This is a genomic window from Arthrobacter sp. SO3, assembly GCF_020532825.1.
GTDB lineage: Bacteria > Actinomycetota > Actinomycetes > Actinomycetales > Micrococcaceae > Arthrobacter.
On the sequence record NZ_MQTS01000120.1, the window covers coordinates 3,515 to 16,295 of the forward strand.

The 12,781-nt window shown below is 67.3% G+C and carries 9 protein-coding genes and 1 pseudogene; 3 read left to right on the forward strand and 7 right to left on the reverse strand.

The genetic code is table 11. The features are described 5' to 3' along the window. The 5 genes and pseudogenes from BJQ90_RS12185 to BJQ90_RS12205 form a co-directional block, all read right to left on the reverse strand. A pseudogene (locus BJQ90_RS12185) lies at window positions 1-296 on the reverse strand (ABC transporter permease); the annotation flags it as partial. Between the two features lie 191 nt (window positions 297-487). Further along, on the reverse strand, window positions 488-1,588 hold the full coding sequence (locus BJQ90_RS12190; RefSeq protein ID WP_226760520.1) for a sugar-binding protein: 1,101 nt from the start codon (window positions 1,586-1,588) through the stop codon (window positions 488-490). 64 nt (window positions 1,589-1,652) lie between these two features. Beyond that, the gene (gene mmsB / locus BJQ90_RS12195) at window positions 1,653-2,921 is read right to left on the reverse strand and encodes a multiple monosaccharide ABC transporter permease (protein WP_226760521.1); all 1,269 of its coding nucleotides are present in this window, start codon (window positions 2,919-2,921) and stop codon (window positions 1,653-1,655) included. A gap of 67 nt (window positions 2,922-2,988) precedes the next feature. Continuing rightward, entirely contained in the window at window positions 2,989-4,545 is a 1,557-nt protein-coding gene (mmsA, locus tag BJQ90_RS12200) for a multiple monosaccharide ABC transporter ATP-binding protein (protein WP_226760522.1), read from the reverse strand. A gap of 130 nt (window positions 4,546-4,675) precedes the next feature. Next, entirely contained in the window at window positions 4,676-5,866 is a 1,191-nt protein-coding gene (locus tag BJQ90_RS12205; RefSeq protein WP_226760523.1) for an ROK family transcriptional regulator, read from the reverse strand. 296 nt (window positions 5,867-6,162) lie between these two features. On the opposite strand from BJQ90_RS12205, the gene BJQ90_RS12210 reads away from it, so the two are divergent. Beyond that, entirely contained in the window at window positions 6,163-6,954 is a 792-nt protein-coding gene (locus tag BJQ90_RS12210; RefSeq protein WP_226760524.1) for a nitrilase-related carbon-nitrogen hydrolase, read from the forward strand. Here the strand turns inward: BJQ90_RS12210 and BJQ90_RS12215 are convergent. Beyond that, window positions 6,933-8,762: a PucR family transcriptional regulator ligand-binding domain-containing protein gene (locus BJQ90_RS12215; protein WP_226760525.1), complete on the reverse strand. Its 1,830-nt coding sequence runs from the start codon at window positions 8,760-8,762 to the stop codon at window positions 6,933-6,935. The genes BJQ90_RS12210 and BJQ90_RS12215 overlap by 22 nt on opposite strands. A gap of 140 nt (window positions 8,763-8,902) precedes the next feature. Here BJQ90_RS12215 and BJQ90_RS12220 point away from each other — a divergent pair, with 140 nt between their 5' ends. Then, complete coding sequence (locus BJQ90_RS12220; RefSeq protein WP_226760526.1) at window positions 8,903-10,444, forward strand: amino acid permease; 1,542 nt, start codon at window positions 8,903-8,905, stop codon at window positions 10,442-10,444. Further along, window positions 10,441-12,144 carry a flavin monoamine oxidase family protein gene (locus BJQ90_RS12225; RefSeq protein ID WP_226760527.1) on the forward strand — a complete coding sequence of 568 codons (1,704 nt, stop codon included), beginning with the start codon at window positions 10,441-10,443 and terminating at the stop codon, window positions 12,142-12,144. The genes BJQ90_RS12220 and BJQ90_RS12225 overlap by 4 nt, the downstream gene beginning before the upstream one ends. A gap of 4 nt (window positions 12,145-12,148) precedes the next feature. Here the strand turns inward: BJQ90_RS12225 and BJQ90_RS12230 are convergent, their stop codons facing one another. Continuing rightward, the gene (locus tag BJQ90_RS12230) at window positions 12,149-12,667 is read right to left on the reverse strand and encodes a gamma carbonic anhydrase family protein (protein WP_226760528.1); all 519 of its coding nucleotides are present in this window, start codon (window positions 12,665-12,667) and stop codon (window positions 12,149-12,151) included. Between the last annotated feature and the right edge of the window lie 114 nt (window positions 12,668-12,781).

Sequence of the window (12,781 nt, forward strand, 5' to 3'; positions counted from 1 at the left end):
AGCCGGAGGGCTTTGGTGCCGACGACGGTGCTCACATTGGGGACGGCGGCCGCTGTCGCGGCCTGCTCGGCGGTGAGCGGCTCGCCGCCGCCCTCGAAGCCCTGGCCGCCGGCCGGGTTCACGGTCAGAACGGTGCCCACCGAGGCGTTCAGTTCCGCGACCTTGCCCGCGACGGCCTGGTTGGCCACCAGCATGGCCAGGGCGAGGCCAATGGCAACCGCCAATACGGCCACGACGGCCGCTGTTCGGACCTTGTTTCTGAAGGCGTTGCCTATACTCCGGGCAAGGACGCTCACGTGACTCCTAGGGATCTCAGGCCGGCCGGAACGGCCGGCGGCTGACACCACACTGGTACGGGCCGCTGTGCGGATCGCCATCCGAAGCTATGGATCCGCTGTGAAGGTGCGCCCCGGGCACCCGGCAGCAAAAAGCCCCGGCCCGCCAGGAGGCGGAACCGGGGCTCTTCGAGGTGCTGTTCAGACAGGAATTACTTCGTCAGCGGTCCGAGTACCGGATCGTTGACGTAGGCCGTCTTGACGTTTTCCTTCGTCACGATGACGGGCTCCAGCAGGTATGCGGGAACCACCTTGACCGTGTTGTTGTAGGACTTGTCGTCGTTGACTTCAGGCTTCTTGCCGGCCTGGAGGTCCTTGACCATGGTGATCGCGTGCTCCACGAGCTTGCTGGTGTCCTTGTTGATCGTGGAGTACTGCTCACCGGCCATGATGGACTTCACGGACTCAACTTCGGAGTCCTGGCCCGTGACGACCGGAATCGGCTTGCCGGCTGCCTTCACCGAGGTGATGATGGCGCGGGCCAGCGTGTCATTCGGGGACAGCACGCCGTCGAGCGTTGCGCTGCCGTAGGTCCCGGCGAGCAGGGTGTCCATGCGCTTCTGGGCGTTTTCTGCCTTCCAGCCCTGGGTAACCGCCTGCTCGAACGTCGTCTGGCCGGAGAGCACCTTGAGGGTGCCGTCGTCGATCTTCGGCTTCAGCACGCTCATGGCACCGTTGAAGAAGACCTTCGCGTTGGCGTCATCCGGGGAACCGGCGAAGAGCTCGATGTTGTACGGCCCGGACGGCTTCTTGGCCTTCATGCCTTCCAGCAGCGCCTGGCCCTGGAGTTCACCGACCTTGAAGTTGTCGTAGGCCACGTAGTAGTCCACGTTGGCGGTGTTCAGGAGCAGCCGGTCATACGCGATGATCGTGGCGCCCGCGTCTTTGGCCTGTTGGAGCTGGGTGCCCAGCTGCGCGCCGTCGATGGCGCCGACGATGATGACCTTGGCGCCCTTGGTGATCATGGCACTGATCTGGTTCTGCTGTTCCGAGACGCCGCCGTTGGCGAACTGCACATCCGGCTTGAAGCCGGCATTTTTGAGGCCGTCGTTGAAGAGTGTCTCCGCCTGGACCCAGTTTTCGGACGTCTTCTGGGGAAGTGCGACGCCGATCAGGGAGTCCTTCGGGAACGCTTCGCCGCCGGAGGAGGAACCGCCGGTGGCCCCAGTGTCGCTGCGGCCGCAGGCTGTCAGCGCCAGTGCCGCAATAGCAGCGATTGCTGCTGCCTTTCCTGCTTTACCAATCATTCGCATTGCTTGGTTCTCTTTCTTTAGATGGTGTGCGGAGAATCGTGATGGAACGGATCAGGGGGGCGAACTAGGCGCCTTCGGAAATGACCTCTTTGGTGGACGTGGTCTCGTCGGCCTTCAGCTCGCTGCTGCGGCCGAAGTTCTTGAACATCAGGCCGATGATGGATTTCTTGCCCTGCGTCTTGTTGTAGACGTCGAACGCGACGGCGATCAGGAGCACGAGGCCCTTGATGATCTGGGTGAGGTCGGCGCCGACGCCGAGGAGCTGCAGGCCGTTGTTCAGCACGGCCATCACCAGGCCGCCGACGATCGAGCCGATCACGGTGCCGACACCGCCGGTGACGGCGGCGCCGCCGATGAACACGGCCGCGATGGCATCCAGTTCCCAGCCGACGCCGTCGAACGGGCCCGAAGCGGTGGAACGGCCCACGAAGATCATGCCGGCGAGTCCGGCCAGGACGGACATGTTCATCATGACCAGGAAGTTGACCTTCTTGGACTGGACGCCGGAGAGCTCGGCGGCGTGCCGGTTGCCGCCGACGGCGTAGATGTGGCGGCCGATGACGGTCTTGGAGGAGATGAAGCCGTAGATGATCACGAGGGCAGCCAGGATGAGGCCCGGGATCGGGAAGGACGTGCCCGGCCGGCCGGTGGCGAACAGGTAGGTCGCGTAGAGGATGGCGCCGCAGACCAGGACCAGCTTGGTGATGCTGACCCAGGCTTCGGGCACCTCGGCGCCCAGGGCCTTGGCGTTCCGGCGGGAGCGGATCTCGCTGAAGATCACGAAGGCCACTCCGAGCAGGCCCAGCAGCACGGTGAGGTTGTTGTACCCGGTGCTTGGCCCGATTTCGGGCAGGTAGCCGGAGCCGATCTTCTGGAACTCGGTGGGCACCGGGATGGTGTTGGACTTGCCCACGTACTGGTTGGCGCCGCGGAAGATCAGCATGCCGGCCAGCGTGACGATGAACGCCGGGATACCGACATACGCGGTCCAGAACCCCTGCCACGCGCCGATCAGGACGCCCAGCAGCAGCCCTAAGAGGATGCCCAGATACCAGGGGATATCCCAGTCGCGCATCATGAGGGCCACGCTGACGCCCACGAATGCCGCGACCGAGCCGACGGACAGGTCGATGTGTCCGGCGATGATCACCAGGACCATGCCGATGGCGAGGATCAGAATGTAGGAGTTGCCGTTGAAGAGGTTGATGACGTTACCGGGCGTGAGGGTGTTTCCGCCGGTGGCGACCTGGAAGAAGATGATCAATGCCACCAGGGCGAAGATCATGCCGAATTGGCGGGTGTTGCCGCCAAGGAGCTTCTTGAGCGCGTTCATTGTTTCAGTCCTTGTTTCCGGAGTGTTCGGAGTGTTCGGAGTCTTCGGTGCGGCTGGCCCCAGCGGGTCAGGCGGTCTTGCGTGCGGAGGTCATGAGCTTCATGAGGTTTTCCTGACTTGCTTCGTCCTTGTTGAGCACGCCGGTGATGGCCCCCTCGAAGATGGTGTAGATGCGGTCCGAGAGGCCCAGCAGCTCAGGCAGCTCCGAGGAAATCACGATGACGCCCTTGCCCTGGTTGGCGAGCTGCTGGATGATGCCGTAGATCTCGTACTTGGCGCCGACGTCGATGCCGCGGGTGGGTTCGTCCAGGATCAGCAGTTCCGGGTCGGTGAACATCCACTTCGCCAGTACCACCTTCTGCTGGTTGCCGCCGGAAAGTTTGGCGACGCCCTCCTCCACCGACGGCGCCTTGGTCCGCAGCGATTTGCGGTACTGCTCGGCGACGGTGAAGACCTTGTTGGCGTCAATCACGTTGTGCTTGCTGACCTTTTTGAGGTTTGCCGAGACCGTGGTGGCCTTGATGTCATCGAGCAGGTTCAGCCCCAGGGACTTGCGGTCCTCGGTGACGTAGCCCAGCCCGGCGTCGATCGCCTGCTTGACGTTCTTGAGGTCGACCTCCTTGCCGTTCATGTAGATCTGCCCGGAGAGGAACCGGCCGTAGGAGCGGCCGAAGACGGAACGGGCCAGCTCGGTGCGTCCGGCGCCCATCAGGCCGGCGAAGCCGACGATCTCGCCGCGGCGGACGAAGAAGTTGGAGTTCTTGCAGACCATGCGGTCCTGGATCTGCGGGTGGCCCACGTTCCAGTTCTTGACCTCGAAGAAGACCTCGCCGATCGTCGGCTCGTGGTCCGGGAAGCGGGATTCCAGTGTCCGGCCCACCATGCCCTTGATGATGCGGTCCTCGTCGACGCCGTCGGCCTTGACGTCGAGCGTCTCGATCGACTTGCCGTCACGGATGATGGTGATGGAGTCCGCGATCTGCTCGATCTCGTTCAGCTTGTGGGAAATGATGATGGAGGTGATGCCGCGGCCCTTCAGGCCGAGCATCAGGTCCAGCAGGTGCTGGGAATCGGATTCATTGAGGGCCGCCGTGGGCTCGTCGAGGATGAGCAGCTTCACCGACTTGTTCAGGGCCTTGGCGATTTCGACGAGCTGCTGCTTGCCGACGCCGATTTCCTTGATCGGGGTCTCCGGATCCTCCCGCAGTCCCACCCGGGCCAGCAGTTCGGTGGAGCGGGTCCGCGCCTCGGCCCAGTCGATCACCCCGCGCTTGGTGGGCTCGTTGCCGAGGAAGATGTTCTCCATGATGGACAGTTCGGGGATCAACGCGAGTTCCTGGTGGATGATCACGATGCCGGCGTGCTCGCTGGCCCGGATGTCCTTGAACTGCTGGACTTCGCTCTGGTAGACGATGTCGCCGTCGTAGCTGCCGTAAGGGTAAACCCCGGAGAGCACCTTCATCAGGGTGGACTTGCCGGCGCCGTTTTCACCGCAAATGGCGTGGATCTCACCGGCCTTCACCCGCAGGTTCACCTCGGCCAATGCTTTAACGCCGGGAAACTCTTTGGTGATGGAGCGCATCTCGAGAATAATCGGATCGCTGTGCGTGTTGAGGGACGTCATCTGCCCTTACGCCTCCAATGCGTGACTTCGTTGTCCGCCCCTGCAAACCGCAGGGCCGTCTGATGAAAAAGTAAACTGGATCACGGCCTTGTCGTCAAGTCTTTAACGCAACGGCCCGATAACGAAAAACCTAATTCCGCCGGATTCCGGCGTGCTGGAACACCAGGGCCGTGGCTCCGAGGGCCTCGGCGCGGTCTCCGAGGGAGGACATTGTGAGCGTCGTCGTCTCGCCGATGACGGGCACCGCGTGCCGGACCAGTCCCCGCCGGATCGGGTCCAGCAACAGTTCCCCGAGCCCGGCCAGCGGCCCGCCGACGACGATCACCTCGGGGTTGATCAGGTTGGCCACATTGCCCAGCGCGCGGCCGACGGCGAGTCCGGCGTCGTCCACCACGCGCAGGGTGGCGGAGTCCCGGGCGAGGGCCTTGCGGACGATGTCCTCCGGGGTCAGCGGCTTGTCCTCGCCGCGGCCCAGGAGTTCGATCATGGTGGTGGTCGAGGCGATGGTTTCCAGGCAGCCGCGGTTCCCGCAGCGGCAGACCAGCCCGTGCTCATGGATGGTCGCGTGGCCGATTTCGCCGGTGATTCCGACGTTGCCGTAGTAGGGCATCCCGTTCAGGATCAGCCCCGCGCCGATGCCGGATCCGATCTTGAGGAACATCAGGTTGCTGATGCCGGTGTGCGGCCCCCAGGTGACCTCCGACAGGGCGCCCAGGTTGGCGTCGTTGTCCACGAAAACCGGCAGATCCAGCGCTTCCTCGAGGCGTTGCAGGATATTGATGCCCACCCATTCGGGCAGGATGGCGCCCTGCGCCACCGTCCCCGTGCGGCGGTCGATGGGGCCTGGGATGCCGACGCCGGCCCCGACGACGGCGCTGCGTTCCACGCCGCTGCTGGCCAGGAGCCGGTCCAGCAGTGCGACGGCGGCGCTGATGCCCTCCTCGGCATGGTGGCCCAGGGGGAGCAGGACCGATTCCTCGGCGATCACGTGGTAGCTCAGTGAGGCCAGGACGACGCGCAGGTGCCGGCGGCCGAAGTCGATGCCCACGGCGACGGCACCGTTGCTGTTGAGCCGGACGTTCAGGGCCCGCCGGCCGGAGCTGGTGATCGGTTCGGTGGAGGCCAGCCCGGCGTCCTGCATGATCTTGACGATGTTGGAAACCGTGGCCGTGGAGAGGCCGGTCTGCCGGGCGAGTTCCGCCTGCGTGGAGGGCCCGGCGAGCAGGCATTCAATGATCCGCTGCTGGTTCAGATGCCGGAGTGCGGATTGGGATCCGGGGTTTTTCGTTCGGCTCCTCGTTGAGCGCGTTGGTGAGGGCATGCAATGAAGAGTGCCGCATTCCTGTCTTGTAGTCAAGAAGTTAACGCAAGGTGGGTGGGGAAGTCGTCCGGAAGGACCGGTGGCGCTCCCGCGGCACGTCCGCGGGCGCACTGGCGGGGAATGCCGGGGCGATCCGGACCGCTGCGGCCCGCGCCGGTCAGGGGAGGCCGGGGCGATCCGCCCCGGTGGCGCGGGCGTCGGGCGGAAATGCACCGGCACGGCGACGGCGCCGCGTGGCTACGCTGGAGGGGCGAGGGTCCGCCGCCAAAGGCGGTCCCCTGGATGCTGAGGTGGTAATGGTGCTACTGGCCCTGATGCAGGCGAACGCCGCCGTGCTGGACGTTGACGCCAATTGTGCTGCCGTGGAGGCCGCCGCGCGCAAGGCTGCGGCTGCCGGTGCCCGGCTGCTCCTGACTCCCGAGCTCTTTCCGGTGGGGTACGCGCCCCTGCGGCTGCGGGCGGAGTTCGACCCCGCAGCGCTGCCCGCCATCCGGCAGGCCCTGGCGGAGATCGCCCGCCGGAACAGCATTGCGCTGGTCTACAGCCTGCCCGCCGCCACCCCGGCGGGGGACTGGCAGATCACCGCCACCCTCGTCGATGAGGCCGGGGAGGAGCTGCTCAGCTACGCCAAGGTTCATCTCTTCGGCCCGGACGAGCGCCAGGCGTTCGTCCCGGCCGCGGCCGGTCCCGGCGTCGTGGACTTCCATGGAATCAGGACCTCGATGGTGATCTGCTACGACGTGGAGTTCCCCGAGGCCGTCCGGGCCGCCGCAGTGCGCGGCGCCGAGCTGCTCCTCGTCCCGACCGCCCTCGCCACGGGCTTTGATACCGTCCCGCAGCTGCTGGTCAGGGCACGCGCGCTGGAGAACCACGTGACACTCGCCTACGCCAACCACTCCGGAACCGAGGACGGCTGCGATTTCCTCGGCGGCAGCGTGGTTGCGGCGCCGGACGGCTCGCTCCTGGCCGCCGCCGGCGCCGGGGCCGAACTACTGTTCGCGGAGCTGCCCGCGCGGGACACCTCCGGGCCCGAGGTAGCGTATCTGGACGACCTCCGGCCGGAGGTCTACCGCTCCTGGGGCAACTGACCGGGCAACTGACCGGGCAACTGACCGGGCGACTGACCGGGCCGCTGCGCCGGCGGCTGGGCTGCGACCGCAGCCTGGCCTGCCGGGGCCGGCTGCCCGGGCAGCCCGCCCGTGTACTGCAGCGCAATCCAGAGCTCCGCCCGGGCCTGGGCCTGGTTGAGATCCAGCTCCAGCAGCTCCGCGAGCATGCCGATCTGCCGGCGGACGCTGTTGCGGTGCAATCCGGTGGCCTTGGCCGTGGCATCCCAGCTGCCGTTCTCGCCGAGCCAGGCCCGAAGGATGCCGAGCAGGGCATCCCGCCTTTCCGGTTCCAGGGCCAGCACCGGGGCCAGCAGCCGGGCGGCCAGCATGGCGCCGGCCTCCTGGCCGAGCAGTCCGGCCACGGACCATGTCACCTCATCCACCCGGACGCTGTGCCCCGTGGTGCCCACGCGGCTGCGAAGCGACGAGGCGAGCCGGTAGGCCTCCGCCAGCCCGGAGAGCTCCGTGGAGCTCCCGATCACGAGGCGCCAGCCGAGCCGTTCGACGCCGGCCAGCAGGGCGTCGTCGACCTTCAGCCGGGTAATCGCGGCAAAGCCGTAGTCGGTGATCTCCACCAGTTTGGTATCAAACATCCGGCGCCACTCCAACAGCTCCCGGACGGGACTTTCGCCGGAGCGGGCAGTGCGGCCCGTGGCGGGAGTGCCTGCCGGGCCGTCCGTTCGACCGGCCTCCGGGCGGAGGCCCAGCAGCACACGCAGCGGCCCGGACCGGGTGGTGGAGACGCTCTGCGCCAGCAGGTCCTTGAGCCCGTTGAGATGGCGGGTGCCTCCCGACGCCAGGCTGTCCGGATGCAGCAGCAGCGCGGTGGCGAGCTGGCTGGGGGCCAGTGAACCGCTGGTGCGCTGGCGCACCAGCAGCTCCAGCAGTCCGACGGCGGTGGAGACGACGCTGTTCTGCGCCGGGGTCAGCGGCGCGTCGGTGCCGAGGATCAGGGCGCCCAGGTTGGCGTCCCGGGTGCTGCGCAGCGGATACCCGAAGACCAGCGCCGAACCGGCCGTGCCGAACGAGTCCATCTCCACGCGGGGGCCGCTGCCGGACAGCAGCCTCGCCAGCAGGGGCTGCAGTGTGGCCAGCTCCACGCCGGGCGTGGCGCGTTCCCCCGGGGCGCTGGCGGCGCCGGGGCCACCCTGGGCACCCGCGGCACTTGCGGCGCTGGGGGCAGCCGGGGCGCTGGCGGCGCCGCGGGCCCGCAGCCGCCCGTCGGCACCGACGAGCACCGCCCAGACCGGAACCCGCTGCACGAGGGCGGCCAGGAGTTCGTGTTCCGGCCGCGCCGACAGCACGGCGCGCATGAGCTGCCGGTTGGTGTCCGCGAGCTGCCGGAACGTCGTGGCGTTGTCCGATTCCAGCAGCTGTGAGAACGCCAGGCCGACGGCGGCGAAGGGCACGGTCTTCGGGACTGCCACGAGCGTGAGGTTGTGCCGTCGGCAGGCCAGGACCACGGCTTCCGGCACCTCGTCGAAATAGGGTTCCAGGCCGAAGCCCAGGGCCGAGACCCGCGCCGCGACCAGCCGCTGCACATAGGCATTCACGAACTCCCCGCGGCCGCCCGCGCCCAGGAACGGGAGGCCGGCGGTGAGCAGGAACTCGCCATCGAGCAGGTAGGGGGTCGGATCCTCCAGTTCACTCGGCTCCACCCAGCGCAGCCGCTCCGCCCCGTTGCCGCCGTCGTGAAGCACGGACAGTTCCGGCGGCAGCTGGCGCAGGAACTGTGCCAGGGTGACGAAACCCAGCCGCTCGCCGTGGTCAGCAGCCAAGGCTGCCACACGTGACGGGAACGGCGGGCTTCAGTGCATTACGTCTCATAACTGAAGACTATAGGTCATTTTGCACAACCGTGAGAGCTGGCTCACACGCCTAGGCTGGACGCGGGGAAAAGACCACTACTGAAGAACGGACGTCAACGATGACTGCGCCAACGCTTATTGGAGAACGGCCACCGTCCACCACGGGCCGTCCCGGACTGACCGCGCAACTGCTCCGCCGCAAGCCGATCGGACAGCTCGTCAGCGAAGCCGAAACCGGCCACGGCGGCACGAAGCTGGTCCGCAGTTTCGGCGTGCTGCACCTGACGATGATCAGCGTCGGCGCCACGCTCGGAACCGGCATCCTGGTGATCCTGAGCGAATCCGTGCCGCTGGCCGGCCCGGCCATCTGGATCTCCTTCGCGATCGCCGGACTCGCCGCGCTGCTCTCCGCCATCTCGTACGCCGAAATGGCCGGGCTGGTGCCCGCGGCAGGATCGAGCTATTCCTATACCTACGCGACCATGGGAGAGGGCATGGCCTGGATCTGCGGCTGGTGCCTCGTGCTGGAATACGCCGTTTCCGTGGCCGCCGTCGCCGTCGGTGCCGGCCAGTACGTCAACGAGGCGCTTGCCGTCTTCGGGCTGGAACTCCCGGACGCCATCTCGCAGCCACCCGGCGACGGCGGCATGCTCAACGCGCCGGCGATCGTGATCGTGGTCCTCGCCATGGCCCTGCTGGTCCGCGGCGCCAGGGAAAGCGCCTGGATCAACACGGCCATTGTGCTGGTCAAGGTCGGCATCCTGGTGTTCTTCTGCGCGGTGGCCTTCACCGCCTTCAACGGCGCACACTTCGAGCCGCTGATGCCGATGGGCGCCGCCGGCGTCTCCGCCGCCGCCTCCCGGGTGTTCTTCTCCTACATTGGCTTCGACGCGGCCTCCACGGCCGGCGAGGAAGCCCGCAATCCCAAGCGCGACCTGCCCCGGGCCATCCTGCTCTCGATGCTGATTGTCACCACCATCTATGTGCTCGTCGCGGTCGCAGCGATCGGCGCCCGGCCCTGGGGCTGGTTCGACGGCACCGAGGCGGCCCTCGTGAAAATCCTGGAAGAGACGACCGGCCAGCCCTGGATTGCGCTGGTGTTCGCCGTCGGGGCCGTGCTGGCCATCGCCAGCATCGTGCTGACGGTCCTCTACGGGCAGACCCGCATCCTGCTCTCGATGGCCCGGGACGGCATGGTCCCCAAAATCTTCGGCCGCGTCTCACCCCGAACCGGCACCCCGGTGGCCGGCACCCTGATCGTGGGCACCGCCGTCGCCCTCACGGCCGGCCTTGTCCCGCTCGGCGCGCTGGCCGACGCCACGAGCATCGGCACGCTCTTCGCCTTCGCGCTGGTCAACATCGCGGTCATCTACCTGCGGCGCAACCGGCCGGAGCTCACGCGGAGCTTCCGCGTTCCGTTGTTTCCGCTGACGCCTATCCTCGGCGCCGTCATGTGCGGCTACCTCATGCTCAACCTGGGCGCCGACACATGGGTGGTCTTTGGACTGTGGATGCTGGTGGGCCTGGCCGTCTACTTCGGCTACGGCCGCAGGAACTCCCGGGTAGCGGCGCTCAGCAACGAGGAATACCGTGAACTATCCGGCGCAGCCCCCTCCGACACCGCATCCGCCCCCGAACCGATGAAGGCACACCACTCATGACGACCGCAACAGAACTCCCGGCTCCCGGGCCGACGACGCCGGGCACCGGCGCCCAGGCGCCCATCACCATGCTGAATCCGGACTTCCCGTTCAGCTACGACCATTACTTGGCCCACCCGGATGGCCTGGGCGCCATCCCGGCCGGGCTGTACGGGACCGAAGTGGCTGTGGTCGGCGCCGGACTTTCCGGGCTGGTAACGGCCTACGAGCTGATGAAGCTGGGCCTGCGCCCGGTGATCTACGAGGCGGACCAGATCGGCGGCCGGCTGCGGACCGCGAGCTTCCCCTCCGCCGCCGGCGTCGTCGCCGACCTCGGCGGGATGCGCTTCCCCGTCTCCGGCAGGGCCTTCTACCACTATGTGGAGCTGCTCGGCCTGGCGACCGAGGAGTTCCCCAATCCGCTGGCAGCCGCCACATCCAGCACAGTCATTGAGCTCGCCGGCGAGAAGTACTACGCCCGCACGCCGGCGGACCTCCCGCCGTTCTTCCGGGAAGTCGCCGAGGCGTGGAAGGCCGCCGTCAACGACGGGGCCAAATTCGCCGAGATGCAGGAAGCCATCCGCGCCCGGGACACCGCCAGGATCAAGGAGCTCTGGAACGCGCTGCTTCCCCTGCTCGATGAACAGACCTTCTACGGTTTCATCGCCGGCAGCGACGCGTTCAAGCAGGCCGGGTTCGCCCACCGCGAGGCCTTCGGACAGGTGGGCTTCGGCACGGGCGGCTGGGACACGGACTTCCCCAACTCCATCCTCGAAATCCTGCGCGTCGTCTACACCGACGCCGACGACGCACACCGGTTCATTGCCGGCGGGGCGCAACGGCTTCCGGAGGCGCTCTGGCAGCACGCTCCGTCGGGCATGGCCCACTGGCCCGAGGGCACGTCACTGGCCTCACTGCACGCCGGCGCCCCGCGCGGCGCCGTGGACCGGATCGCCCGGGACGGCAGCGGCGACTTCCGCATCCGGGAGCGGTGGGGCCGCGAGGCCGCCTATCCCGCCGTCGTGACCACGTGCCAGTCGTGGCTCCTCTCAACCCGGATCCACACCGAAGAAACCCTGTTCCCGGCGGAACTGTGGACCGCGATCGAACGCTCGCACTACATGCAGTCGTCCAAGACCTTCGTGATGGTCGACCGGCCGTTCTGGAAGGACATCGATCCGGCGACGGGCCGCGAGGTCATGTCCATGACGCTGACGGACCGGCTGAACCGTGCCACCTACCTCCTGGACAACGGACCAGACCAGCCCGCAGTGATCCTGCTCTCCTACACCTGGAACGACGACGCGCTGAAATGGCTGGCCCTGGACGCGGACCAGCGGGTTGAGCTGATGCTGCATTCGCTCGCGCAGATCTACCCGCATGTGGACATCGCCAGTCACATCGTCGGCCAGCCGATCACCGTCTCGTGGGAGGCGGACCCCAACTTCATGGGCGCCTTCAAAGCCAACCTGCCCGGACACTACCGCTACCAGCAGCGGCTTTTCACCCACTTCAAGCAGGACAAGCTTCCGGACGCCCAGCGCGGCATCTTCCTGGCCGGCGACGACGTGTCCTTCACCGCGGGGTGGGCCGACGGCGCCGTGACCACGGGGCTGAACGCGGTCTGGGGAGTCGTCAACCACCTGGGCGGGTCATCGGCGGCCGGCAACCCGGGCCCGGGCGATGTGCTGGACGAGCTGGGCCCGATCCCGCTGGACTAGGTGCTCAGGCGTGCAGTTCGCGGTGGGCCCGGGCCAGGTCCTGGTAGTGCGCCGCGTTCTGCTGGACGCCCGCGAACTCCTCGTCGCTCAGCTCGCGCCGGACCTTGGCGGGCACCCCGGCGACCAGTGAGCGCGGCGGGACCACCATTCCTTCCAGCACGACGGCGCCGGCGGCGACGAGGGAGCCGGCGCCGATCACCGCTCCGTTGAGGATGGTGGCGCTCATGCCGATCAGGCAGTCGTCCTCGACCGTGCAGCCGTGCACGACGGCGCTGTGGCCGACGCTGACCCGGGCACCGACGGTGCAGGGAAAGCCCGGGTCCGCGTGCAGCACCACGTTGTCCTGCAGGTTGGTGCCGGCGCCGACGGTGATCGCGGCGGTATCGGCCCGGACGGAGACGCCGTAGAAGGCGCTGGAGTTCTCGGCGAGCGTGGCCTTGCCGATCACCGAGGCGCTCGGTGCGATGAAGGCGGATTCGTGGACAGCCGGGGTGTCGCCGGCGAAAGCATAAATGGGAGCCATGCCCCCAGCCTAGGACACCCCGCACCCCGGTTGCCCTATCACTTGTGGTTGTCATCAGCGCTGATGACAACCACAAGTGATAGGGCAACGGGGGAGTGGGAGGGGGTGTAGGGG